15 protein-coding genes are annotated in these 26,997 nt (G+C 44.4%); 12 read left to right on the top strand and 3 right to left on the bottom strand.

Going from position 1 to position 26,997, the window contains the following annotated elements; all coding sequences use genetic code 11:
* Window positions 1-7 precede the first annotated feature (7 nt).
* From ACOIT5_RS09430 to ACOIT5_RS09420, 3 genes are all read right to left on the bottom strand, one after another.
* The gene (locus tag ACOIT5_RS09430; protein ID WP_423130214.1) at window positions 8-3,325 is read right to left on the bottom strand and encodes a SusC/RagA family TonB-linked outer membrane protein; all 3,318 of its coding nucleotides are present in this window, start codon (window positions 3,323-3,325) and stop codon (window positions 8-10) included.
* 184 nt (window positions 3,326-3,509) lie between these two features.
* A complete protein-coding gene (locus ACOIT5_RS09425; RefSeq protein ID WP_423130213.1) occupies window positions 3,510-4,589 on the bottom strand; it encodes a FecR family protein in 1,080 nt (359 codons plus the stop codon).
* Between the two features lie 64 nt (window positions 4,590-4,653).
* Window positions 4,654-5,280 (bottom strand): RNA polymerase sigma factor, encoded by a 627-nt coding sequence (locus tag ACOIT5_RS09420; protein ID WP_423130212.1) that lies wholly within the window; start codon window positions 5,278-5,280, stop codon window positions 4,654-4,656.
* Window positions 5,281-5,633: 353 nt separating this feature from the next.
* Between ACOIT5_RS09420 and ACOIT5_RS09415 the strand changes: the two genes are divergently transcribed.
* From ACOIT5_RS09415 to ACOIT5_RS09360, 12 genes are all read left to right on the top strand, one after another.
* Window positions 5,634-6,239: an RNA polymerase sigma factor gene (locus ACOIT5_RS09415; RefSeq protein WP_423130211.1), complete on the top strand. Its 606-nt coding sequence runs from the start codon at window positions 5,634-5,636 to the stop codon at window positions 6,237-6,239.
* Between the two features lie 108 nt (window positions 6,240-6,347).
* Entirely contained in the window at window positions 6,348-7,376 is a 1,029-nt protein-coding gene (locus tag ACOIT5_RS09410; protein ID WP_423130210.1) for a FecR family protein, read from the top strand.
* A 124-nt stretch (window positions 7,377-7,500) separates the two neighbouring features.
* A complete protein-coding gene (locus ACOIT5_RS09405; protein ID WP_423130208.1) occupies window positions 7,501-10,938 on the top strand; it encodes a SusC/RagA family TonB-linked outer membrane protein in 3,438 nt (1,145 codons plus the stop codon).
* Window positions 10,939-10,953: 15 nt separating this feature from the next.
* On the top strand, window positions 10,954-13,014 hold the full coding sequence (locus tag ACOIT5_RS09400) for a RagB/SusD family nutrient uptake outer membrane protein (protein WP_423130207.1): 2,061 nt from the start codon (window positions 10,954-10,956) through the stop codon (window positions 13,012-13,014).
* Between the two features lie 20 nt (window positions 13,015-13,034).
* Window positions 13,035-13,844, top strand: a complete 810-nt coding sequence (locus tag ACOIT5_RS09395; protein WP_423130206.1) for a DUF3823 domain-containing protein — start codon at window positions 13,035-13,037, stop codon at window positions 13,842-13,844.
* A gap of 70 nt (window positions 13,845-13,914) precedes the next feature.
* The gene (locus ACOIT5_RS09390) at window positions 13,915-16,116 is read left to right on the top strand and encodes a hypothetical protein (RefSeq protein ID WP_423130205.1); all 2,202 of its coding nucleotides are present in this window, start codon (window positions 13,915-13,917) and stop codon (window positions 16,114-16,116) included.
* Window positions 16,117-16,279: 163 nt separating this feature from the next.
* Complete coding sequence (locus ACOIT5_RS09385; RefSeq protein WP_423130204.1) at window positions 16,280-17,638, top strand: hypothetical protein; 1,359 nt, start codon at window positions 16,280-16,282, stop codon at window positions 17,636-17,638.
* Window positions 17,639-17,704: 66 nt separating this feature from the next.
* The gene (locus ACOIT5_RS09380; RefSeq protein WP_423130203.1) at window positions 17,705-19,975 is read left to right on the top strand and encodes a GH92 family glycosyl hydrolase; all 2,271 of its coding nucleotides are present in this window, start codon (window positions 17,705-17,707) and stop codon (window positions 19,973-19,975) included.
* Between the two features lie 10 nt (window positions 19,976-19,985).
* Window positions 19,986-22,067, top strand: a complete 2,082-nt coding sequence (locus ACOIT5_RS09375; protein WP_423130202.1) for a discoidin domain-containing protein — start codon at window positions 19,986-19,988, stop codon at window positions 22,065-22,067.
* A 60-nt stretch (window positions 22,068-22,127) separates the two neighbouring features.
* Window positions 22,128-24,410 (top strand): GH92 family glycosyl hydrolase, encoded by a 2,283-nt coding sequence (locus ACOIT5_RS09370; protein ID WP_423130201.1) that lies wholly within the window; start codon window positions 22,128-22,130, stop codon window positions 24,408-24,410.
* Between the two features lie 42 nt (window positions 24,411-24,452).
* Window positions 24,453-25,376: an endonuclease/exonuclease/phosphatase family protein gene (locus tag ACOIT5_RS09365; protein WP_423130200.1), complete on the top strand. Its 924-nt coding sequence runs from the start codon at window positions 24,453-24,455 to the stop codon at window positions 25,374-25,376.
* Window positions 25,377-25,413: 37 nt separating this feature from the next.
* Window positions 25,414-26,970 carry a family 43 glycosylhydrolase gene (locus ACOIT5_RS09360; RefSeq protein WP_423130199.1) on the top strand — a complete coding sequence of 519 codons (1,557 nt, stop codon included), beginning with the start codon at window positions 25,414-25,416 and terminating at the stop codon, window positions 26,968-26,970.
* Window positions 26,971-26,997: the final 27 nt, after the last annotated feature.

Raw genomic sequence — 26,997 nt, 5'->3', positions numbered from 1 at the left:
AACAAAATCAGAAACCGACTTTTAAATTAAATCCCAATGTCCTGCTTCCCGGGAGTGAAGCACTTTCACCTCCCTGTCCGTTCACAGTAGTATCATAAGTGCCTTCCGGATCAAACCAGCCGCATCCGTTGTAGAAGTAGAAAAGATTACGACCAACTGCCGACAGAGTGATGTTCTTGATCAGACCTTGTCTCATTGGAAACGAATACCCGATTGAGAATTCACGTAATCTGGAGTTTGTTGCTTCATGGTTGAAAATCTCGCCGGCGTTGCTTCCTGCCCTTCCGCCCAGTAACTGGTAATAAGCCTCCGCTGAAACTTTGATATTATTAACGGTGCCATCTTCTTTTACGCCCGGCACGACAATTCCATCCTTCCGCCCGGTCAATGTTTCTTTGCTTGTCCCATGAAACATCATCTGCGATTCGGTGGATGATTGGCGATACCCCCCGTAATTAAGGTCAATGAAGAAATTGAGCTGCCACCTTTTATAATTGAATGAATTAGAAAATCCGCTTGTCCAATCGTGGTTAAAGTTTCCCAGGTATAAATCGGCCGAAGTCATTACTTTGGGCATCCCGGTAGCATCAACAATAACTTCCCCATTGTCATTTCTCACAAAGCCTTTAGTATAAAGCTCACCAAAAGGTTTGCCTACAATCGCCCAGGTTTCGCCGATTGATAATTCAGCGCTGGCGATTTGGTATTTTTCCATTGCATTTGCCAGTTCTACAACCTTGTTTTTATTTTGTGCAAAGTTTAAGTTCGTCTCCCACGCGAAATGTTTGTTTTTAACAGGTGTGGCAGACAGAACGATTTCTATCCCTTTATTCTCAATATGACCGGCATTGATCCACGCTTCATTATACCCCGATGATGGCGGAACCCCTACTTTCATCAGTTGGTTTCGCGTGACTGATTTATACCAGGTAAAATCGATGCCGATCCTGTTGTCGAACATCCTCAACTCGGCACCAGCTTCCCATGATTTGGATCTTTCGGGTTTTAAATTGGTGGGGGCTTTTGTTTTATCAGGATAGATGTAGCCAACGGGACCATTAACCGTTCTGCCAAATGTTTGGAAGATATTGGCAAAGTTGGCTCCGGCGCCTACTTCAGCATAAGAACCCCTCACTTTGGCAAAAGAGATCAGTTCAGGAAGATGAATCATATCAGATACGACCCCTGTTAAGCCAAAAGAAGGATAGAAATAATCATAAGGGGGAGGCAATGTTGAACTCCAGTCGTTCCGGGCAGTGACATCAAGAAAAAGATAGTCCCGGTAGCCAATCTGGGCCATTCCATATAACGATTGAGTTTGTATTCGTGACTCGCTGTCTGTGGTAGCCGGGTTTTTTGCGTAAAACAGCGAAAATTTATTCTCCGTGCTGAGTCCGTTTGCAGTTGAGGATTGGAATCTCGTTTTTGAGTCTTTAACCTCCCCTCCTAAAGTCACATTTAATGACAACTTCTCTTCAAAAAACAATCGGTTTATTCCAATGAGAAAATCGCCGGTTAAATTTTGATTTTTGCTGAATTGTGTTTGATAATCTCCGTAACCGGAATTTATATACGGCGAATCCCAGTAAACCTTGTTTTCTCCATCGTTAAACAACAAATCGGCCCCTCCTCTTATTTGCGCATACAACCAGTCGGTTAAGTTGTACCGCAGGGTTGAAAACACGTCGACCCTGTTTTTCCGTGTTGGTACAACACTTCTGTTCATGGCCCAGTAAGGGTTTTGCATACTTGTACTGCCGGGATTCCAGAAATTCTGTTTCCTGACCCCTTCAGGAGTGAAATATTCAAAAACTTCCATGTCTTCCGTGCGAAGGCTTCTTGGCATCCGTATAAGCTGGTGCATCGGGCTGAAATAACTATCTCCTCTCTCCGGGCTGTTCTCAAGTAACTGATTCAGATACGTTACTTTGAAATCCATTTTTAGTTTGGGCAATAATTCGGTGCCCAAACGAAGATTGAAGTTGTGCTTTTGTAATATGTCTGTTTGGATAACGCTTCTTGCAGAGGTATTACTGTAGGAGAAATATGCCGTAGATTTCTCCGTGCCGAATGAATATGATAAGGTGTTCGTATAATTGTACCCGTTGGTGAAGAAATCTTTTACATTATCGGATTGCGGACGGAGAGAAGTTTCTTTACCTGTCCAGTCAGTAACTTGCTGACCGCTCATCTCCGGACCCCAACTTTGCTCAGAGTTAGGGATAAAAAGACCAGCGGCACCCTGCCCGTATTTGTTTTGAAAATCGGGGAAAAGGTAGGGTAAATCGACCGTAGTGATTGAATTAAATTCAGCCTTCTGCATTCCTGATTTTCCTTTTTTTGTTGTAACGATTACAACTCCGTTATTTGCTGCTGAACCGTAAAGTGCCGCCGCAGACGGACCTTTCAGTACGTTGATACTTTCAACATCATCCGGGTTAATATCAGAAAGTCCATCGGTAGATGATTTCCTGCTGAAATTTATCCCACCCGAGTTATTGTAAGGGATCCCGTCAACAATAATCAAGGGTTGATTATTTCCTACGATTGATTTGTCTCCCCGGATGATAATCCGGGATGCACCTCCAACCCCGGTTGTTCCTGATGAAGTAAGAATATTTACCCCCGCCAGCTTTCCGGTAAGAGAGGCTCCTAAACTGGGATCACGAACCGTTGTCAGGCTTGTCATATCAACCTGTTGGGTCGCATAACTTAACGTTCGTTTGTTCCTTTCTATTCCTAAAGCAGTAACTACGACTTCCTGAACGCCTATCGTTTCTTCTTCCATGATCACATTTAAAACTGTTCTTCCTGAAACTGATACCTCCTGCGTTTTCATTCCTACAAAAGAAAATACCAAAATGCTGCTGGCTGAAACATTCGTCAATACATAATTGCCGTCTGCATTTGTAATTGTTCCCTGAGAGGTGCCTTTAACAGAAACAGCAACACCGGGGAGCGGTGAACCCGATACATCGGTAACGGTACCGCTCAGCCTGATTGATTGCTGTACTGATTGGATTAAACTACTCTTAAGGATTATATGAGATCCGCGGATTTCATATTCAACATCCGTTTTACTGAAGAGGTTTGAAAGTACCTCTTTGATCTCCTGATCAGCATATGAAACATTCACCTTCCGGTTTACATCTACAGCTTCACGATTGTAGATAAAATAGAGATTACACTTTTCTTCTATTTTTAACAAAACCTCTTCAACCCTGACATTTTCGAGATTGAGTGTTAGCCGGGTTGATTGCGAGAAACTTTTGGACGCCAATAGTTGCGCAAAACTCAACAACAGGCATAGTAAAGTTAGTTTCATCTTTAATAAGTTTTTTTTCAGAAAAGGCATAACAACGCCTTCTGAAGGATAAACTACATTTTTTTTCATACTTTTGTGCTAATTAATTGGTTGTTGCAAATTGATTAATTTAGATGAAGCAAGGGGAAGGAGCCAACTTCTCCTTGCTTTTGTTTTTATCATAGGCTATCTGTTTTTAAATTTTTTATTCTCTTTCAATATAGATGATACTTTTTGCAAATGTTTTGTCAGGTAATTGTTCCCTGGTTCCGTAATAATATTTAAATGGCGTGCTAAATGATAATAATCGCAGGATCTCATTAATATTCTCATCCCTAAAGGTTGCGTCCATCGGTATATACGCTAATGACTTATCCATCAGTTTAATATCTACATTAAACTTGCGCGATAATCTTCTTAATACCGTTTCAAAGGTTTCATTCCTAAAGATCAGTATGCCTTCTTTCCATGCAGTATGAAGAAAAGGGTCTTCTTCTTGAACTGTTAATTGTTCTGAATCTTCACGAAAAGCAACTGTCTGACCGGCTTCAACAAAGAATTCATCTTTACCATCAAGTTTTCCTGAAGGGAAAGATAAAGAAACAGAGCCCTCTACCAATGTTACTTTTACCGATTGTTCGGATGAGAATGCACTCACGTTAAAACGGGTACCATACACTTTGACATTCAGATTTCCTGTTGACACGACCATCGGCATTTTATCATCCTTCACAACCTCAAAATAAGCTTCGCCTGATAATGAAACCACTCTGATGCCACCATCAAAATAATCCGGATACGATAACGAGCTTCCTGCATTTAACCAAACACGACTTCCATCGGGCAATACCAAAGTGGTAATTGTTCCTTGTTGGGAATCGACCGTTATCAGACGACTGGTTACCTGCAGATTTGTCGGGTTAGGTTTAGAGAAATACAAGTACGCCGTATACAAAAGAATCGGAACAAGCAATATGGCGGCAACCCGTGCGAAATATCCATATAACTTACTGACTAAACCTTTTTCACCTGAATCCATCTTTCTTTCTGCCAGCTTCCATAAGGTCTCATTTAGCGCACTCTCGATCATGGGACGGGAATGTTCGAACCAGCAAAAATCCAATCCCAACCAGAGTTGTCGTAAAATCTCAACATCTGCGGCTGTAAGCTTATATGTTCCGAAAATATCCGCTTTTTCCCTCTCGCTGTATCCCTTCCAGTTCGAAAGGATCTTTTGAAAATCCTTATCAGTTAAAAGAATTGATATATCTTCCGTTTCTTTCATAGACAAATCAAAAAAAACGACTTTGCACTATAGAGAGAAAGATTAAAAAAGCATAATCAAATTTTCACATTTTTTTTGCGGAGATTGAAGAAAAAAGCGTAAAGAAAAGGTTGTTTATTAGTTTTAAAGACTTTTCACCAATTGATTTTCTGAGATGAATCAAGGTGCGGCACATCAGGTTACGTACAGCCTGTACGCTAATCCCCATGATCTGTGCAATTTCGGAATAAGGTAGCTCATGGTAAAAAAACAACATGATCAACTCACGCTGTTTCACGGTTAAAGAATTGATGGCATGCAATAAAACCCGCCGGACTTCATCCGAAATATCTTCATGCTTTTCAAACTCATTGACATCAAAAAAGAAGGTAGAATTCTCAAATTTACCAAGCTCAACAATTTGTTTGAATTCAGCATTTTTCTTTCTGATAAAAATCATCCTTCTCACTGACACAATCAAGTATGCCTTTACATTCTCAACATCTGCCAAACTTTGTCGGGTTTCCCATATACGTACAAAAACCTCTTGTATGCTTTCTTTTATAAAATCAGGATCAGGGAATATTTTAATCCCGTAATAATATAATTCAGAATAATATTTTTTGAAAATCCGGTTAAAGCCAGGTTGATCCCCCGCTTTTATCGCTTGCCATACAGCTTTGTCATTGGTATGTTCCGATGATTGTTCCATCCGGATAGATTCAAAAAGAAGTTTTCAAAAATCAGTTACTGAAAAGATATAATGACGGCATACGGCTGACGATCAACAACTATACATTATTTCTCCAAATGCATCATACGTAAAAGTATAATAAAAAAAGAGATTTGCATACATCTGAAAGACGGAACAGCAATTAAAATATAAACAGTTTTCATCCGTTAAACTTCACCATTGCGACATCCATACCGACAGATTAAAACAATACCGTAGGAACACTGATTATAAAGGCACTGTCTATTCCAAAGTTTGTAAATTTTCCGACCTGATGGATATTGTCCCGATCATATGCTGTTTTTATTAATTTTACGGCGGTTAATTTATACTTGAAAACTTTGACTTCTATCTCCAAACATATTGATTACCTGAACGTAAAGCATCTCAAAGATGGCAACGCTGCTGCCTTTGACGCCTTATTTAATAAATATGCCCGGCGGTTGTATCACTTTTCGCTCAAATACTTAAAGTCGGTCGAAGAGTCTGAAGAAGTGGTTCAGGAAGTATTCCTGTATATTTGGGATCATAAAGAAGGATTAAAACCGGACAGTTCATTCAATTCCTATGTTTTCACAATTGCTTATAATCTGATCCGAAAGCATTTTATCCGAAAATCGAGGGACAATGCATTTAAAGATGATCTGCTGTATGCTTTCCTGAAACAGGAGAATAACCTGGATCAGACGATCGATTACAGATTTTTGCTCGAAAAAGTGGAAACAATTATCAATCATTTGCCGGAAAAACGCAAAGAAATCTTTTTAAAAAGAAAATACGAAGGATTACCGGTCAAGCAAATCGCAGAACAACTCGGAATCTCGCCCAATACGGTAGAAAACCAACTTGCTGCTGCGCAAAAACAAATCCTTCGCGAACTTCAAAACGAAAAACTGGCGGGTCTGCTCTTTTACGCATTTTTTATCTCTGCCCGATAATTACAATGCACAGATAATCAACAACATTGATTCTTTATTGCATTTTTTTATCATTTTCCCTGATTTTGAATAGTGGAAAATGACTTCGAAAAGACATAGACAGTAACTATGGATACGAACAAGAAAAAATTAAACCGATTTATCTCCGGTAAATTTTCATTCAATGATTATTTATTAGTTTCTTCTCATTTTAACAAAGAAGAATACAATGCTGAGTTGCAGATGTACATGGAAGACGAATGGAACAAAACGAGGGACACAAATCATAACCAGGAACAATTGACCCGAATGCTCGACCAGCTCCACCACCGAATTAACCTGGGCAGATCAGTTTCGGGTTCTGCCCGCCAGCTCTATTACCGCTTGTTCTCTAAAATTGCAGTCGTTCTGATTATTCCCGCACTCATCACAATTGCTGTCATGGGCTATCTTTCGTTAAACAAAATGAGCGGGATGGATTCCTGGGCAGAAATTCACTCCCCCGTGGGAACACGAACAAAATTTCAATTACCCGACGGAACAATCGGATGGCTGAACAGCGGATCTTCAGTTAAGTATCCTGTCAATTTTACAACTAACCGTCATGTTGAAATATCAGGTGAAGCCTGGTTTGATGTTGTTCACCTCGAGTCAAAAGTTTTTCACGTAGTTACACCGTATTTTGATGTCAGCGTTTTAGGTACGCAGTTTAATGTTGTTGCCTATGAAAACGAAGAGCTTGCCGAAGTAATTCTAGAAAAAGGTAAAGTTCGGGTATCCGGGAAACACGACGAGTTTAAAAGCGAACTGACGCCCGATGAACATTTGATTTTCAATAAATCGACGAAAGAAATGGTTAAGACCCGGATTGATGCAAAGTCATACACCTGTTGGAAAGATGGATTGATGATCTTTAAGAACGAACCCATGTCTGAAATTGCCCGGAGATTGGAACGCAGGTATCATACTGAAATCATTTTACATGGCGATTCGCTTCAGTCATCTTTATTTAGAGCAACATTTATGGATGAAAACCTGGAAGAAATATGCAAAATGTTATCGACTGTTGCTCCGATAAGTTACCGGATCCATGAAAGAAAGAAAAATGAAGATAACAGCTTTACTGAACGAAAAATTGAAATGTGGTTAAAAAATTAATATTCATTAAATAATAAAATTAATCTATGAAAAAACTGTAAAAAAACAGGGAGGTATTGGCACTACCACCCTGTCATGAAGTAGAATTAACTTACGAAGTTGTAAATCCACTAAGAACAAATTTATGAAAAAAAAGCAGAACCGAAGGTTAATGCATGACATTGGCCTGTTAAAAATGATCAAAATGATGCGCTTTACCATCTTTATCGTTCTCGTTTCTTTATCGCAAGCTTTTGCCGTGAACTCCTTCTCTCAACAAACTAAGTTGACGCTGGATATGAAAAACGCCCGGGTTGAAGAGGTTATAGACAAGATCGAAAACAGTACGGAATTCTTCTTTCTCTATAACCGGAATTTAATTAATGTCGATCGGAAAATTGACGTTAAGGTTGAAAATGAAAGTGTTTATGAAATTCTTCAAAAAGTATTTAAGGATACAGATATTTCATTTTCAATTAATAACCGGCAAATTTTATTGACCAGCAGAACAGCCGATGCCAATAAAATAAATACTCAACAGGAAAGAACCATTTCAGGAAAGGTTACAGACAGTCAGGGAATCCAACTCCCCGGAGTGACCATTATCATAAAAGGAACCGGCCAGGGATCAATTACCGGTGCCGACGGAAGTTATTCGCTAACGAATGTTCCTTTGGGCTCCACCCTGGTTTTCACCTTTATCGGGATGAAAACGCAGGAAATCAAATTAGCCGGCGAAACCAGGATCAATGTAGTTATGCAGGAAGAAACCATTGGCATTGAAGAAGTGGTTGCAGTAGGATATGGCGTTCAAAAGAAAGCAACATTAACCGGCGCGGTTTCGGCTGTTAAAGGTGAAGATATTGTTTCCACAAAAAATGAAAACGCCCAGAACATGCTTACCGGAAAGATCTCGGGGGTTCGGGTCACCCAAAAAACAGCAGAACCGGGTTCTTTCAATAATAATTTCGACATTCGGGCCATGGGGTCGCCTCTTATTATCATCGACGGAATTCCCCGGACGAATGATGATTTTCAGCGTCTCGACCCAAATGATATTGACAACATGTCGGTGCTGAAAGATGCCTCAGCTGCCATTTATGGTGTTCGCGCTGCAAACGGAGTAGTATTGGTGACAACAAAAAAAGGCACCAACAATCGGGTAGAACTGAACTATTCCGGTTCATTCACCTGGCAGATTCCTTCCGGTTTACCGGCAACAGTGGATGCCATGGAATATATGACGCTTCGGAACGAGCAGGCGATGCACAATATCAACGGCGGTTCTCCGATCTTCAATGATCAGCAATTTGAAGATTACCGGACGGGTGTAAAACAAAGCGTCGATTGGTATCCCTTGGTTTTTGCCGATTATGCACCTCAAACCATGCACAATCTGAATGCCACGGGCGGTAACGATAAAACGACTTATTATGCCGGTCTCGGATATCAGTACCAGGAAGGTTTTTTTAAGTCAAGCGACTTGAACTACACAAAATATAACGTCCGCTCAAACATCACCACCAAAATTACCGATCGTCTTACTTTCGATCTGAATCTGAACCTGGTGATGGATGAACAAGATCGTCCCTACCAGGATTCATGGTGGATCATCCGCGGTTTCTGGAGACAAGGCGCTCACATCCCCGCCTATGCAAATAACGATCCGACCAAACCTTATCATGGTTTAATTGAAGGCGATAACCCGATTTCCTTTATGGATAAAGATATCGTCGGGTACAAAGAATACAATAAAAAGTGGATTCAATCAGCAGCAAGCCTGAAATATGACATCCCGGGTATAAAAGGTCTTTATGTAAAAGGCCTGTTCAGCTATGATTATTTCGTATCAAGTTCCAATCTTTTCCAGAAAGAATATGTTCAGTACCGGTACGATGAGGCCTCAGACACTTATTCCAAGTATACCCGTCAATCGCCGAACAGAATTAGGAGAGAATCCTATTTCAAAACACAACTTTTATCACAAGCCTCATTAAACTACGACGGCACATTTAACCGGCATAAGGTTGGTAGTGTTTTAATCTGGGAGGCACAAAAAAGAACCAGTGATAACTTTTTTGCCCAAAGAGACCTGGTTTTGCCTTTACCCTACATTTTTGCAGGTGTGGCCGAAGGGCAACTGGCAACAATGAACTCGGGTGCTGATGCCCTTTATGAAAATGCCAACCTGGCATTAGCGGGCAGACTCAATTATTCATTCAGCGACAAGTACCTGGCTGAAGTTCTGTTCCGCTACGACGGATCATCTAAATTTGCTGAAGGTTCTCAATGGGGTTTTTTCCCGGCTGCTTCTGTCGGCTGGCGAATCTCGGAAGAAGGATTCTTCAAAAATGCCTCTGCTTTATCATTTATCAGTCAGTTGAAAGTTCGTTCTTCGTACGGTAAAACCGGAGACGACGGCGCTTCGAGTTATCAGTTTATTTCGGGTTATAATTACCCGTCATCTACCGACAGAAGAAACTTCACCGGCGGTTATGTGTTCAACGGAAGCTTCAATGCAAGTGCTGATAACAAGGGAATTCCCAATCCGTTTATCACCTGGTACACGGCAAAAACATTTGACCTGGGTACCGATTTTGAAGGATGGGATGGTCTTTTAGGAATCTCCTTCGATTATTTCAGCAGAAAACGTGAAGGCCTGTTGGCCACACGAAGCGGAGGTATTCCTACCGTAGTGGGCGCAGGCCTGCCCCAGGAGAACCTGAACGGCGACCGCACCTATGGTTTTGAACTGGAAGTTTCGCATAGAAACCGAATCAAGGATTTCCGCTACAACATGAAAGGCATGGTGTCATTAGCCCGTGTCAAACGTTTGTATGTCGAACGCGGAGCCATCGGCAGCTCGTGGAACAACTGGAAAAACAACCAAAATGATCGTCTACAAGGTGTTCATTCAGGACTCCAGGGCAATGGACAATACCAGTCATGGGAAGAAATCTGGTCAAATCCGACTTACATTGGCCGTGGAACCCTTCCCGGTGATTATAAATATGAAGACTGGAATGGCGATGGTGAAATCAACGGTAACGACGTTCACCCAATTCGCTACAACCAGTATCCCTGGATGAACTTCAGCATGATCTTCGACGCGTCATATAAAGGCTTTGACCTGAATTTCCTGCTGCAAGGTTCTGCCATGAGTTCATTGGTTTACGGCGAGCAGCTTCGCGAACCAATGTGGGGTAGCGGAAACTCCGGGGCCATGGAACAGTTTATGGACAGATGGCACCCTGCCGATCCGAAAGCAGATCCTTACGACCCGGCAACACAATGGATCCCGGGGCATTTCGCCTACACCGGAAGTTTACCTGATGTAAACTCAAGTTTCAATGTTGAAAATGGCGCATATTTGCGATTGAAGAGTGTTGAACTTGGGTATACTCTCCCCTCTCAATGGATTATGAAAAGCGGGATAAAAAATCTGCGTTTTTATGTAAATACCTATAACCTGTTCACGATCACTAAGGTTAAATTCGTTGATCCTGAACACCCGAATGACACATACGGTTACTTATACCCACTAAACAAAACTGTTTCTGTTGGATTAAATGTTAAATTTTAATAAGGTATGCAAACTATGAAATTGAAATATTTTTTAATCGCGATAATGGCGTTTAGCGGTATCGTAATTTCCTGTAAGGATTATTTGGATATACCGCCTATGAACGTCGTGCAAGACAAAGATCTTTTTACAGATGCAACTGGGATGACCGTGTATTTGTCACGTATATACAGTCAAATGCCTTTCGAAGACTTTAAATATTCGCCTGCCCGTCAGTTTTTTGATGACTGGTTGGTTACTCCGGGGACGAACGAGGGATCGTCGATTGGCCGCGATGCAGGAACGGCGATGACTTCAGAAGGCTGGGCGCGTAATGGTGCCTATTGGGGACGCGCGTTTAACTTACTTCGCGATGCAAACCGTTTACTTGAGACCTTACCCCAGTACAAAGCAAATTTCAGCGATGCTGACTACAACCATTTTATCGGCGAAGCTTATTTTGCTCGTGCCATGGTTTTCTATGCGATGGCAAAACGGTACGGAGGAACTTCACTGGTTACGTCTGTGCTGAAATATCCTGAAACTCCTGTTGATCAGCTTGAAATACCCCGATCGACCGAAGAAGAGACCTGGAACCAGGTACTGGCTGACTTTAATTTAGCCATCGCGAACCTTTCCGAAACAAGTCCAAAACGTGGTTATGCCAATAAATATGTCGCTCAGGGATTCAAATCCGAGGCGATGTTATATGCAGGTTCGGTAGCCAAATACAACCGGATTACCGGATTTGGAGAAAAAACCGGCGCACGTGTGATTGGTTTTGATCCGAATACCGCTGCTGCCGCTTCGAAAAAATATTTTAAAGAAGCATACCAAGCAGCCCGCGAAGTAATGAAGTCGGGAAAATATTCGTTATACAAAAAGAAATGGGCCGCCAACGACAAAGAATCCCAGTATCAAAATATGGTGGATATGTTCTTCGATATCTCAAGCCCGGAAAACATTTATATTAAAGAATACAAATACCCGGATTTGGCGCACGGATTCGACTCGTATAATATTCCCCGACAGTTGATGGGAGGTAATGGTTATTCTGCAGGTAACTGCCCGACGCTCGACTTTGTTGAGTTATTTGACGGCTTTGCAAAAAATGCTGATGGTACAATTAAAGTATTTGATGACAACGGCAAATATCTCATGTTTGACAATGTGACTGACCTTTTTGCCAATGCAGAACCCCGTCTTCGCGCTAATGTAATTTTACCGGGAGATGTGTTCAAAGGTGAAGTGATTGAAATTCGCCGGGGAATCTTTACCGGCGACGCGTCAAACGGCATCAGCCCTCTGCGTGTTATTAACGGTAGCTCACCCGATTATGCCGTTTCCGGTCCGTCAAACTACAACCAGGTAGATGCCTATAAAGGTACAGGTGCATTTGCGGGTCAAAAGTCACTTTTCCTTTCCCAAAACGGAACAACGCACGAAACGGTAACCTTGCCTAACGGAACTACGATGAATGCCGGTGGAAAAAGCGGTCCGTTCACATCAGACGGTACGGCTGCGATGACCGGGTTTGTCATTCGCAAGTGGCTGAATCCGAACATGCCGCAAACCTTGGTATTGGAAGCCCGTTCGGAGCAGCATTTCATTTTAATGCGTTATGCCGAGATTCTCTTAAATGCCGCCGAAGCTGCTTCGGAGCTGATGCTTGCCGGAGAACCGGCTCCCTCCGGAGACAACTTCCAGCAAATTGCCTACGATGCAATCCGGGAGATTCGTGAAAGAGCAGGCGCTGACCCATTAACCAGTATTGCTGATATTAACGGCGAACAAGGCCTTCAAATCATTCGCAAAGAGCGGAGAAAAGAACTCGCTTTCGAACACAAAATCCTGTGGGACATCCGGCGTTGGAGAACTCAGCATTCCGATATGCTGAACGGATACACGCAGGCTGATGGAGCCTACTACAAAGGTTTGTACCCCTTCTACTCATCAACAACCGGTAAATACTTCTTTGATGCAGGCCTGGATGAAGGCAGACGCCGTTTCCGCCTTTCCGAACAGGAATATTACTTTGCTATACCGGGTGGCGAGGTATCCAAGAGTCCGGTAATTGATCAACAACCAGGTCGTTAATCTATTTAAATTTTAACACAATGAAAAAAATATTCTATTATACATTAATTTGCTTAGCGGCAGTTTCTTTCAGCGCCTGTGAGATTGACAACTACGATTTGCCGGAAGAAACATTGAAGGGCAGAGTGGTGGATGTTGCCACCGGCGATCTTGTTCTGACAGATCAGGGAAGCGAGGGAACCCGCATCCGCTTACGCGAGCTTAGCTGGAAAGAAACAGCTGCTCCTGACAATTTCGACTTCTGGTGTATGAAAGAAGGCATTTTCCAGAATACGAAAATTTTTAAAGGCCATTACAACGTGCGTATCGACGGCGCTTTTATCCCCTTGGTCCGGTTAAACAGTGCCGGAGATACCATTGCCGACGAAAGCAAGTATATCGACATCAAAGGCGTTACCGAAGTTGAGTTTAAAGTTCAGCCGTTCCTGAAAGTAGAATGGGTAGGACAACCCACAATAAACAACGGGCAAATTACGGCTACGGTGAAAGTGACAAGGGCTGTTAGTCCTGCCGATTTCAGATCAAAAATTGAACCGATGGGCGGCTACAACGACAACATGCTGAATGTAACCGATGTCCGACTGTTTGTCAGCCAGGTGCCTTTCGTTGGTTACCGCGAATGGGATAACCGGTACACAACCGAAATTACCTACAGTGGAAATGCGTTTGATGCCTTGCTCGGGCAACCAATTACCATTACCACCAAAGGAACGATCCCTGCAGGCAGAACCGTGTTCATCCGCGCTGCTGCCCGGATCAACTATGCAACGGAGAATATCCGCCGTCATAACTATAATGAAGCAATCAGAGTGGATATACCGGCCAACTAAATAAAACCAGAGAACAAGGCCATCCCGTTATTCTGACGGGATGGCCTTTCACTAACTAAAAAAATGAACTGTGAGATTAAAAGATATTTTATACTTTGCTTCAGGAGCGTTGCTTATTGCCGCATGTGCAACAGGCAAGCTGAATGAGAACCCGCAACCAAAAGAGAAAACGGCGTTTCAAACGTCAAATCCATGGAAACCGGTCACCGATGTAAGAGCTGATGTCGCCATTGTTTACAGTGTCAGGGACCATCATCGCAGTACCCGAATGACTTTCGAAGAACGTGTACAAACCTGGCGAGACAGGGGTTACATCACCCATTTCATGACCGGAATTGCCTGGGGTGAATACCAGGATTATTTTACGGGAAAATGGGACGGAGTACCTCACCTGGATGAGGGACAGGTAACCCAGCGTGGCGATACAATTTGGCACGGACGTATGGTTCCATACATTGTGCCGACTAAAAATTTCATTAAATACATTAAGGAAACGCAAATCAAACGGGTTATCGATGCAGGTATTGATGCCATTTACCTGGAAGAACCCGAATTTTGGGCCCGTGCAGGATACAGCGAGGCTTTTAAACGGGAATGGAAAGACTATTACGGCTTCGACTGGCGTCCGCAACACGAATCGCCCGAGAACACCTACCTGTCCAATAAATTAAAATATCATCTTTATTACCGGGCATTGGACGAGTGCTTCACCTATGCCAAAGAGTACGGGAAAAGCAAAGGAATGGATGTGCGGTGTTATGTACCAACCCATTCTTTGGTGAACTATTCACAGTGGCAGATTGTCAGCCCTGAAGCCAGCCTGGCTTCACTCCCTTGCGTTGACGGATATATCGCGCAGGTATGGACCGGCACTTCCCGCTCGCCCAACTATTTTAACGGTAAACAAAAAGAACGGGTATTTGAAACAGCCTACCTGGAGTATGGTTCTATGGAGTCGATGACTGCCCCAACTGGCCGGAAAATGTTTTTCCTGACCGACCCCATCGAAGACTGGCCGCGCGACTGGGCAGACTACAAGAAAAACTATCAGGCCACCTTTACCGCTAAACTGTTGTACCCGCAGATTGCCGATTACGAGGTGATGCCCTGGCCCGACCGGATTTATGAAGGACTATACAAAACCAGCGCCGACAGCGATATAAAGGAAAAAATTCCACGCTTTTATTCCACGCAAATGCAGGTCATGATTAATGCGCTAAACCACATGCCCTTATCAAACAATCAGTTGAACGGCTCTGCCGGCATCAGCGTATTAATGGCCAATTCGCTGATGTTCCAGCGCTTGCCTACACACCAGGGGTACGAAGACCCGAATTTCTCAAATTTTTATGGTCAGACCTTACCATTTCTGAAAAGAGGCATTCCTGTAAAAACCATGCACCTCGAAAATGTTTCTTACCCGGAAACATGGAAAGACACCAAAATCCTGATCATGTCTTATTCCAACATGAAACCGTCAGTTCCTGAAGGACACGAATTTATTGCCGAATGGGTGAAAAAAGGCGGTATCCTGGTTTATTGTGGTCGCGATATCGATCCTTTTCAATCGGTTCAGGAATGGTGGAATACCGGGAATAACCAATATCTGACAGCCTCGGAACATTTGTTTGAAAAGTTACATATCAATGCAACAGATCAGGATGGCGTTTGCCGGTATGGAGACGGAACGGTGTATATTATCCGGAAAGACCCCAAAGAATTTATCATGGAAGCTGGCCAGGACCATGAATTTGTAGCTATTGTAAAACAATTATACGAACAAACAGCCAAAGCAGGAGAATTTGTCTTTAAAAACAACTTTTACCTTGAACGAGGGCCCTATGACCTGATTTCGGTGCTGGATGAAAGTATTAGTGACACACCTTATATTCAAAAAGGCAGGTTGATTGATCTGTTCGATCCGGAGTTACCGGTTCTTCGTGCGAAAACAGTTCATCCTGGCGAACAGGCGTTCCTGCTGAACGTTGATCGCGTGGAAGATCAGAAAAAGCCACAGGTTTTAGCTGCGGCCTCACGTGTTTACGATGAAGTTGTTAAAAGAGACAACTATTCATTTATCACCAAAAGTCCACTGAATACATCGAATGTGATGCGGGTGTTGTTGCCCAAAGAACCAAAAACGCACCAGGTATCTGATCGTCAAGGGAATCAAATAACCGGGACAGCTTGGGAATGGGATGAAGCAAGCAAAACAGGCTTGTTGAAATTTGAAAATGATCCGGAAGGGATCATAGTCGAATTTTCCTGGTAAGAATTCTATCTTCGGGAAACGCAATTTTCAATGATCCGGAGTGCAGGCTCCGGCTCCGGATCATTAATTTTAGATGATTCTCTACACGATCAGAGGTATCTGAAAACAGATTTCCCTTGATGGTAACAACCGTCCTGCAAGAAAGACACAGACTTCTCGCCTTATGAAAATGAAGAATATACCCATCATTGCCATATTAACCGTATTCTTAGTTTTAATTCAAAGCTGTTCAAAAGAAAACAACGAACCGATACAGGAAACGCCGATCCTTAAAAACGAAAATATGGTGGCCAAAACCTTATGGTATACCGGATGGGCATCTATCCCCTCGATCATGTCGATGCCGTATGGTGAGCTTAGAAATTCGTTGATCTCGAGCCTCCATGACAAATGTAATCAGCCGCTTGTTTCGTTGCAGAAAATGAACGACCCGGACCTGTGCTGGGCAGCCATGATGTATAAATTCCTGTTCGATGCAGGGATTTTTACTGCAGAACAGTTATTAACGATGACACTGGACGACGAACGAAATGCAGTTATTGAATTGAACACAACACTTACCGGCCTTCCGGCATCCGGATTTCAGGCAAAAAACAATGCCCGGAATCTTATTGTCGCCTATGAACAATGGTTTCATCAAAACAGTTCAACCCGGCAGAAAATAGATAAACTCAATGGTGTTACAAGTGGCAGTCCGACCTTTAATTTAAAAGACGACAAAAACTTCGTCATGGATGTTTTGCGAATTGTAAAAGCCGATGAAGTGTACACTTACCTGGGCGTTTACCATGCTATGGCAAATACCAACCAGTTTAAATTATACCTTGCAGGAAGTAACGACCTGAAGACCTGGACAAATCTAACGGAATTGGGAGACCGCGCCCACCAGGGAGACATTAAAAAGTGGGGGAACGGCTACCTGGTTACGAATGAACAAGATCCGGTACAGGGAACCAATAACATCCGCATCAGGTATTATTCGTCCTATGCCGGTTTAGTCGCCAATACGCCGTCGAACGACAAATCAATTCCGCAAACTTTTTCAAATTTGGCTGAAGGGACGCCGGATATCCGGATCATCGAAGGGAATGCCCCATCCTCGTCGCACATTCTGATCGGTTATCATTATTACGAGAATGGTATTCACGACCAGCAGGCATTTGGCATTTTACGCAATTTTAATGAATGGCGAACATGGAAAGATGAACCGGCAAATTTCACCACCCGGGAAATGGGGTATCGGGGAAATATTGGTGGCAGAAGCGCATTTTTTCATTCCGGAAACTTTGTATTGCAGGAAGCGCAAATCACTCCGGGCGATTGGAGCAGCTGGCGCTTGTTGTTCGGAAACGGCGTGTTCTACTATACCCTGCATCCCGAAACAGCCTTGGGTTCAACATCCTTTGCCAATCCGGGAATTGTGGAAATTGAGCCCGGCAGATTTGCAGTAACCAGTTTTTTGCCATCGCAGGGAAATCATTCCCGTGAAAACGGCGAACTCCTTTACACCATCCGGTTTTGAGTGGAATCGTTGGTGTCGTTGTAATATTTACAAACCCGGTTGTATAACCACTAATTCGATATAAATATGAGAAACCTGTTCATACTATTCCTCATCATTTTCAGTATAACGAGCTTACACGCTGCCAAACCGGTCGACCTGGTCAAATACGTGAATACCCTTCAAGGGACGAACTCTCATTTTGAACTGACCCGGGGAAATACCTACCCGACCACCGCACTGCCATTTGGCATGCATACCTGGACCCCGCAAACCGGCGTCAACGGCGATGGCTGGAAATACCAGTTCTTTAAAGATTCTATCCGGGGCTTCCAGCAGGCGCACCAATGCAGTTCGTGGTCGAACGACTATTGCGTATTTTCGCTAATGCCGGTTACGGGGAAGCTGGTTCTGGATCAGTTTGAGCGTGCTGCCAGGTTTAACCACGATCATGAAATTGCCAAACCCAACTATTACAAGGTGAAACTGGATAACCAGATCACTACCGAGATATCGCCTACCGAACGAGGCGCCCATCTCCGTTTTACATTTCCCAAAAAACAAGCTTCGTATATCGTGCTCGACGGCTACACCGGCTTCAGTCAGGTAAAAATTCTTCCAAAAGAAAACCGGATTGTTGGTTACGTGCGTAATGGTCGTGGATTGACTGACAATTTAAAAAGTTATTTTGTCATTCAGTTCGACCGGCCCATCACGGATTACGGCGTGTGGGAGAACCGGGAAAAAAAACAATGGAAGGGTGAACTTGAAAAAGAAGGGCGTGGCGCCGGAGCTTGGGTACGTTTTGATGACGGTGTAAATGTTCAGGCAAAAGTGGCCTCCTCTTACATTAGTCCAGAACAGGCCGAACGGAACCTGGCTACCGAGTTAGGGCTATTCAAATCACTCGAAGACACGAAAGCTGCTGCCTGGGAAATCTGGAACCGGCACCTCCATCGCATATTCGTTGAAGGAGGAACAGAGGAAGAAATGGCCACATTTTATTCCTGTTATTTTCGGGCAAGCCTGTTTTCACGCAAGTTTTACGAACCGGATGAAAACGGGAACCCGTACTATTTCAGTCCTTACGACGGCAAAATCCACCCGGGATACTTATATACCGATACTGGTTTTTGGGATACGTTCCGGGCACAATTCCCGTTGAATGCACTGCTGCATCCAACCATGCACGGCCGGTATGTGGCCGGGTTGCTCGATTCGTACGACCAATGCGGATGGTTGCCTTCGTGGTCATTCCCCGGTGAAGCCGGAAGTATGATCGGGAACCACGCGATTTCGCTGTTGGCAGACGCCTGGGCCAAAGGATTACAGACGTTTGATCCGCAACGGGCGCTCGACGCCTACTACCACGAAGCCACCAATAAAGGTCCCTGGGGACCGGCAAACGGAAGAGACGGCTGGAAAGAATATTATACTCTGGGCTATGTTCCTTATCCGAAATACCGCGAAGCTACGGCAAAAACGCTGGAATATGCCTATGATGATTTCTGCGGCTACCAATTGGCAAAAATGACCGGAAACGATTTTTATACCCGGGTCTTTTCCCGCCAGATGTACAATTACCGCAATTTGTTCGATCCATCCGTCGGTTTCATGCGCGGCCGCGATGAGCAGGGAGCCTGGAAAGCTGATTTCAACGCGTACGAATGGGGCGGTCCATACACCGAGGGCAACGCCTGGCATTACCTGTGGTCGGTTTTCCACGATCCGCAAGGCTTGATTGATCTTTTGGGCGGCAATGAAAAGTTCGTGGCAAAAATGGATTCGGTCTTTACCGTTCCCAATACCGTGCTTGTTGGAACCTATGGGAGAAAAATCCACGAAATGACTGAAATGGAAATGGCCGATATGGGGCAATATGCTCATGGCAATCAACCTATCCAGCATATGATTTACCTGTATAACTACGCAGGCGCCCCCTGGAAAGCTCAAAGATGGGCACGTACCGTTATGGATAAATTATACGATGCCACCGAGAACGGTTATCCGGGCGATGAGGACCAGGGACAAACCTCATCGTGGTATGTATTAAGCGCCTTGGGCTTTTACAGCGTTTGCCCGGGAACCGATGAATATGTTATCGGAAGCCCTGTCTTTCAAAAAGCAACCGTCACCCTCGAAGACGGAAAACAATTTGTTATTGAAGCGAAAAACAACAACAAAGAAAATGTGTATATCCAATCTGCCGAACTGAATGGCGAAAAGCACAGTCGCCATTTTATTCGTTACCGGGAAATCGTGAATGGCGGATACATCAAATTCCAAATGGGTAATCAGCCAAATAAATCACGCGGAACGCAGGCAACCGATTTACCTTTTTCTTTGTCTAACGATTGATCTTTTTCTGATGAAAACTAGACTTATCCGCACCATACTTTATCTGTTCTCTCTGATAACAACATTTATATCCTTGACATCGACCAGTGGAAACAGTCAGAATAAGCCCGGCCAATTGACTGATCCCAATATATTTGAAACAGGCATCTCATGGCCAACTGGACAAGCCCTGCCTCAGTTTGCCCGTCCCATCGACACACTGGATGGACTGGATATGCGTAAAGCATCTCTATCCTCCTCCGAAAAAGCAATCTTTTCGACCTTACAAGGATTAGTGAATAAGAATAAGCCTCGTATTATCTTATTTGACGAGGAAAGAGAGGGAAAATACAAATGGCCAAATAATCTGAACTTAACGATCAATGAGTGGGCAGACGCCTGGGGTTTACTGAGGAAGTACCAACATGAAATTTCAGGCATTATTTTGTACGACCGGGAAAAAAGCATTCATTACCTGAATCTGGCCTCAACGATCGGCGGAATAAAAAACGCTCTCCCTGTTACACCTGCTGATTGGGATAAACTGAAAACAAATGGGTTAAACTTTCCTGTTTTAGCCGACCTGACCAATCTGACAAGTACAGCGCCTGCTGATATTTATCAGTACCTTTATAACAATTATTGGCATCAATGTACAAAAAGGCTGCTGGTGAGTTCGAATCCCCGGCATTCGGGTTACATTCGCGACATCGGGGTAGCATCCGGATGTGCTTTTGTTTGGCTGGATCCCCGTAAAAATGAAGAAGCCGATGTACTTCGTAACTTTTTAGGAGATATGAAAGCCGGTGAAAGCATTATAATCGGATGGTGGGCCGAGGAACGTTCAGGAATTGGTATCGGGACATCTTTTGGCATCTCAACCATTCCATCTGATTTTTACGAAAATACAACTATTTATGCCGGGGGATCAAACCGGATTCAACTTCCGGCTGTTCCTAAAAAGCCAAAACTGGAGAATAAAATCTACCTGGCTATTTTCCTGAGCGATGGCGACAACGTTCAATATTGTCAACATGCCATGTCTGAATTATGGGACAACAAAAATCGCGGATCTGTTCCAATTAACTGGACCGTAAGTCCGGGGCTGGTCGACATGGGGCCCGGACTATTAAATTATTACTATGCTACGGCTACTCCCAACGACTTCTTTGCATCGGGACCATCCGGACTCGGATATACGCTCATCTATGACGCTCATAATCAACTTTGGAATATGACAAAACCTGAACACATCGAGGCTTACACCCGGTTCACACAAAAGTACCTCGAAAAAAGCGGGCTGAGGGTCATCACAATCTGGGATGAGATCAACGAAGAACAAATGGAAGCATATACCGTGAATTGCCGGTACCTTTATGGTGTGACGCTTGAAGATTGGGAACGTTCCAAACCGATCAAAACGACTGTTAAACAAAATAAACTTGCTTTTATACCAAACCACCCGTGCTACGCAAGCCATATCGAGGATATTTATGTCAGATGGGCAAAAAAAATCCAGGCTTTCGACGGATCAAAACCCCTGTTTCTGGCAGCCCAGGGAGAATCGTGGAAGATGGGGCCCGAAAATATCGTTTTATTAAAAGAAAAACTCGAAAAACTGTCTCCGGGAAATATCGTGATTTGCAGGGGCGATCACTTTTTCAACCTCTACAATGAAGCCAACCAACATAATTTTAACCTGACACTTTCGCCTGAAATGACAGTAACTTCGAGCAAAACAGCTACAAAAGCATCTTTCGCTGCAGATGGTACTCCTTCCGGAGAACACAAATGGGTTTCGTCAGGAAAAGGAAAAAAGTGGATTCAATTTGATTTTAAGGATATCTTCCTGATCAACAGGTATGTGATCCGGCACGCAGGAACCGACGGGATGAACCCTACATGGAACACCCGCTCGTTTCGGATAGAACTTAGCGCCGATGCAATAACTTGGCAAACAGTTAGTCAAATCAAAAATAATAAAGACCATGTTACTGATATCGACATTGTTCCGGCTACAGCAAGATATGTTCGTTTGACTATTTTAGATGCGGGCAAAGATGGTACTGCCCGGATCGGAGATGTTGAAGTATATGGAAACCGGCTCCCATAAATTGTGTAATTTGTGTTCAAAAGCCCGAAAAGTTTAAACTGGTAATAAAAATATATCGTGATGATGAAGAAAACAGGATTTTTAGGCGCATTGTTTTTGTTGAATTTTGTTTTGACAGTGAACGCGCAACCTTCCGGTCCGGTTGATCATGTAAGCACCTTAGTCGGTACGCTTTCAAAGTACGAACTTTCAACAGGAAACACCTATCCCGCAACGGCATTGCCCTGGGGAATGAATTTCTGGTCGCCGCAAACCGGAAAAATGGGCGACGGCTGGATGTATACCTACACCGCCGATAAAATCAGGGGATTTAAGCAAACCCACCAACCCAGCCCCTGGATGAACGATTATGGTCAGTTTTCGATTATGCCGCTTACCGGCGAACCCGTCTTTCATGAAGACGAACGGGCAAGCTGGTTTTCGCACAAAGCCGAAACTGCCAAACCACATTATTACAGCGTATACTTGGCAGATCACGATGTGACCACCGAAATAACGCCAACCGAACGTGCGGCCATCTTTCGTTTTACCTTTCCCGAAAGCAAAAACTCGTTCGTTGTAACCGATGCTTTCGACCGCGGTTCGTACATCCGGATCATCCCCGAAGAAAATAAAATTGTAGGTTATACCACCCGAAACAGCGGTGGGGTGCCCGAAAATTTCAAAAACTACTTTGTCATCCTGTTCGACAAGCCATTTACCTACTTCGCCGCCGTTAAAGACGGTGAAATCGCCAACGGCGAGAGCGAGTTTAAAGGCAACCACGCCGGAGCAATTATTGGTTTTTCAACCACCCGCAACGAACAGGTGCATGCGCGGGTAGCTTCATCATTTATCAGCGAAGAGCAGGCCATGCTGAATTTAAAGGAGTTGGGTAACGCCGGTTTTGACGAAATTGCCGAGAAAGGAAAAGCGCGTTGGAACGACGTACTGGGAAAAATCAAGGTAGAAGACGATAACATCGATAACCTGCGGACTTTTTACTCCAATTTATACCGCACCGTTTTATTCCCGCGAAACCTTTCGGAGATTGATGCCGGCGGAAATATTATTCACTACAGCCCGTACAATGGCAAGATCCTGCCGGGCTACCTCTTTACCGATACTGGATTTTGGGATACCTTCCGCTGCCTGTTCCCTTTCCTCAATTTTATTTATCCTTCCGAAAACCAAAAGATGCAGGAGGGGCTGGTCAATGCTTACAAAGAAAGCGGGTTCCTGCCGGAATGGGCCAGCCCGGGACACCGCAACATCATGGTGGGGAACAATTCGGCTTCGGTGGTTGCCGATGCTTACCTGAAAGGCTTGCGCGGATACGATATCGAAACCTTATGGGAAGCTCTTAAACACGGTGCAAACCATGTACACCCAACGGTTGCAGCTTCGGGAAGAACGGGCTACGAGCCATACAACCAATACGGTTATATCCCCAACGATGTAAAAATCAGCCAGAATGTTGCACGGACACTGGAATACGCTTACGACGACTGGACGATCTATCGCCTGGGAAAAGCCCTGAATAAACCGAAAAAAGAGATTGAAATTTACGCGCAACGGGCCATGAATTACAAGAATCTATACAATCCAAAGCGAAAATTGATGGCTGGCAGGGCTACCGACGGTTCTTTTTCCGATTCATTCGAACCCACCGACTGGAGCCGCGATTTCACCGAGGGAAACAGCTGGCACTACTCCTGGTCGGTGTTTCATGACCCGCAGGGCTTGATCGACCTGATGGGCGGGAAAAAAGAATTTGTAAACATGCTCGATTCGGTATTTATTATTCCCGGATCGAGGGGCATGAAAAGCCGATCGATGATTCACGAAATGCGCGAGATGCAGGTGATGGATATGGGCCAGTACGCGCACGGAAATCAGCCGATTCAGCACATGGTTTACCTGTACAATTATGCCGGCGAACCCTGGAAATCGCAATATTGGGCACGCGAAATCATGGACAAACTGTATGCGGCAACTCCCGACGGTTACTGCGGCGATGAAGATAACGGGCAAACTTCGGCCTGGTATGTGTTTTCCGCCTTAGGCTTTTACCCGGTATGCCCGGGAAGCAACGAGTATATTTTGGGTTCTCCCCTGTTCAAATCGGTAAAGATTGAACTGGAAAACGGGAAGGAGATAACGATCAAGGCAGATCAGAATTCGAAAGAAAACAGGTATATTGCGGAGATGGACTTAAACGGTAAAAAATACACGAAAAATTACCTGACCCATGGTGACTTAATGAAAGGAGCAGAGATTAATTACAGGATGAGTCAGATCCCAAATAAAACCAGAGGAATAGAAGAAAAGGATTTTCCGTATTCGTTCTCTAATGAGAAATAGCCCGGCAGTGTATGGTTTAAAATACTTAAAACAGAAAAAGCGATGATTAAGCGAATTTTATTGGTATTTCTGGCGCTGGCTCTTGTTGGCATTCAGGGAATAAAAGCAGAAAAATTAACGGTAGCGTCATTCAACATTCGTTATAACAATCCTTCAGATGCTGAAAAAGGAAACGGGTGGAAACAGCGTTGTCCGATTATCTGCGATCTGATCCGGTTTAACAATTTCGAGGTTTTCGGGGCACAGGAAGTGTTGCACGACCAGTTACTGGATATGCTTGCCGGCCTTCCGGGCTACGATTATACCGGGGTTGGCCGCGACGACGGAAATACAAAAGGAGAATATGCGCCGATTTTCTATCAGAAAGATCAGTTCGAAGCGGTGGAATCGGGGCATTTCTGGTTATCGGAAATTACCGACAGGCCCAACAAGGGATGGGATGCCGCCCTACCCCGCATTTGTACCTGGGCAAAATTTAAAACCCTGGAAACCGGTTTCGAGTTTTTCTTTTTCAACCTGCACATGGACCACATTGGAGTGGAAGCCCGGAAAAACAGCGCCAAACTGGTCCTGAAAAAAATAACCGAAATGTGCGCCAACAAACCGGTAATTTTAAGCGGTGATTTCAATGTGGACCAAAACAGCCCCGACTATTCCATTCTGGCAGAATCGGCCTTACTGGATGATTCATATGAAGTTGCCCAGATCAGGTATGCATTAAACGGCACGTTTAATGATTTTAAGCCCGATATGAAAACAGATAGCCGGATTGACCATGTGTTTGTTAGTCCGTCTTTCACGGTAGAGCGTTATGGAATCCTTACCGATACGTACCGGACAGAGATAAAAGACAGCAAATCTGAGAAATCGGGGAATTTCCCTAAGGAAGTATCGTTGACGAAGTATGTCGCCCGGACCCCTTCCGACCATTTCCCGGTAAAAGTTGTGCTGAGTTTTGAAGACTGACGTTACCTGCATTTTCCCTAACCTAAATACCCTGTTGATGAAAAATTTTATCCTGAGTCTTTCTGTTTTTTTACTGTGTTATCAGACCCTGGAAGCTCAGCCAGTCCACACCTACCACAATCCGGTGATCGCGGGCGACCTCCCCGATCCCACGGTAATCCGGGTCGAAAATACCTATTATGCCGCGGGCACCAGTTCCGATTTCGCTCCAAATTACCCGCTGTACGAATCAACCGACCTGATCAACTGGAAACAGATCGGGCACATTTTCAACGAACTTCCCGCGTGGACTTCCGACAGTTTCTGGGCGCCGGAATTGTATTACCACAACGGAACCTTCTTTGTTTACTACACGGCAAAACGTCGTGGCGACCGCGTTTCCTGCATCGGAGTGGCCACAACGAAGGATATTCATAACGGCTTTACCGACCACGGGATCATCATTGAATGGGGAAATGAAGCCATCGATGCTTTTATTTTTCAGGATGAAGACGGGAAAAATTATATCTCGTGGAAAGCTTATGGCCTGACCCGGGAAAGACCGATTGAGATCTTGTGTTCCGAGCTAAGCGACGATGGCTTGGCGCTGAAAGGGGAACATTTCACCCTGACCGATCACTCCAAAGGATGGCGGGGAGCAGGCGACGAAGGGCAGTGCCTGGTGAAACACGGTGCATATTATTATCACCTGTACTCGATCGGCGGTTGTTGCGACAACCGTTGTGATTACCGGGTCGCTGTTTCGCGCTCGAAAAACCTGAGAGGCCCGTGGGAACAAGCCCCCACGCCGATCCTGCAAGGGGGCGATGAATGGCGCTGCACCGGCCACGGAACGCTGGTGACAACACCCGACGGCAGGTATTTCTATCTGTATCACGCTTATCATGCTACCAATTTTGAATTCATTGGCCGCCAGGCTATGCTCGACGAACTGGTATGGGATGAGCAAAGCCAATGGCCAAAATTTAAGAGCGGACCAAACCCCTCGCTTCAGGCGCCGGTTCCGTTTGCCGGCACACAACAAGTCAGGGAAACCGGCTTTTACGACGACTTTTCTTCCGAAAAAAGCAATACCCTCTGGCAGTGGGACTTAAATCTGCCCCGACCAGACTATCAGGTTAAAGACGGCGAGCTGATTTTATCTTCAACCACCCGGGGCCTGGCTTTCGTGGGATTACGCCCCCAGGTGGGAAACTATGTGTTAAAAACGGAAGTATCTGACGGATCAGCCGCGAAAAAAGGAATCTGTATATATGGCAATCAACGTAATTTCCTGGCTTTCGGCTGTTATCCGGAGGGTTTGATCATCTTTAAATCGGAGAACGGGATCCGGTCGGAACTGGCGGCGGTTAAACCGGCGCAACGTCTGCCTTTCTTCCTGAAAGCAGAGGTTTTAAACGGACGTTATTACCAATTTTTCTGGTCGCATGACAATGAAACATGGATTCCGGTTAAAATAGGCGATGAATACGCGGTTGACGGGAAATTTTTACCCCAATGGGGAGTAGCCATGCGCGCCGGTTTATTTGTTGAAGGCGAGGTGCCCCTTACCGCGAAATTTTCGGAACTGAGCATCGACTACCGCTTTGAATAAGCGGGTGGAGTACGGTAGTTGAATCAG

Source organism: Gaoshiqia hydrogeniformans (assembly GCF_049347105.1).
Classification (GTDB): Bacteria; Bacteroidota; Bacteroidia; order Bacteroidales; family Prolixibacteraceae; genus Gaoshiqia; species Gaoshiqia hydrogeniformans.
The sequence above is the reverse complement of the archived record's forward strand: the minus strand, read 5'-3'. Positions and strand labels throughout refer to the sequence as shown.

What these genes read in the sequence shown, in the direction of transcription:
- ACOIT5_RS09430 (WP_423130214.1), bottom strand. Translation starts at nt 3,325, where the DNA reads ATGAAACTAACTTTACTATGCCTGTTGTTGAGTTTTGCGCAACTATTG.
- ACOIT5_RS09425 (WP_423130213.1), bottom strand. Translation starts at nt 4,589, where the DNA reads ATGAAAGAAACGGAAGATATATCAATTCTTTTAACTGATAAGGATTTT.
- ACOIT5_RS09420 (WP_423130212.1), bottom strand. Translation starts at nt 5,280, where the DNA reads ATGGAACAATCATCGGAACATACCAATGACAAAGCTGTATGGCAAGCG.
- ACOIT5_RS09410 (WP_423130210.1), top strand. Translation starts at nt 6,348, where the DNA reads ATGGATACGAACAAGAAAAAATTAAACCGATTTATCTCCGGTAAATTT.
- ACOIT5_RS09405 (WP_423130208.1), top strand. Translation starts at nt 7,501, where the DNA reads ATGAAAAAAAAGCAGAACCGAAGGTTAATGCATGACATTGGCCTGTTA.
- ACOIT5_RS09400 (WP_423130207.1), top strand. Translation starts at nt 10,954, where the DNA reads ATGAAATTGAAATATTTTTTAATCGCGATAATGGCGTTTAGCGGTATC.
- ACOIT5_RS09395 (WP_423130206.1), top strand. Translation starts at nt 13,035, where the DNA reads ATGAAAAAAATATTCTATTATACATTAATTTGCTTAGCGGCAGTTTCT.
- ACOIT5_RS09385 (WP_423130204.1), top strand. Translation starts at nt 16,280, where the DNA reads ATGAAAATGAAGAATATACCCATCATTGCCATATTAACCGTATTCTTA.
- ACOIT5_RS09380 (WP_423130203.1), top strand. Translation starts at nt 17,705, where the DNA reads ATGAGAAACCTGTTCATACTATTCCTCATCATTTTCAGTATAACGAGC.
- ACOIT5_RS09375 (WP_423130202.1), top strand. Translation starts at nt 19,986, where the DNA reads ATGAAAACTAGACTTATCCGCACCATACTTTATCTGTTCTCTCTGATA.
- ACOIT5_RS09370 (WP_423130201.1), top strand. Translation starts at nt 22,128, where the DNA reads ATGATGAAGAAAACAGGATTTTTAGGCGCATTGTTTTTGTTGAATTTT.
- ACOIT5_RS09365 (WP_423130200.1), top strand. Translation starts at nt 24,453, where the DNA reads ATGATTAAGCGAATTTTATTGGTATTTCTGGCGCTGGCTCTTGTTGGC.
- ACOIT5_RS09360 (WP_423130199.1), top strand. Translation starts at nt 25,414, where the DNA reads ATGAAAAATTTTATCCTGAGTCTTTCTGTTTTTTTACTGTGTTATCAG.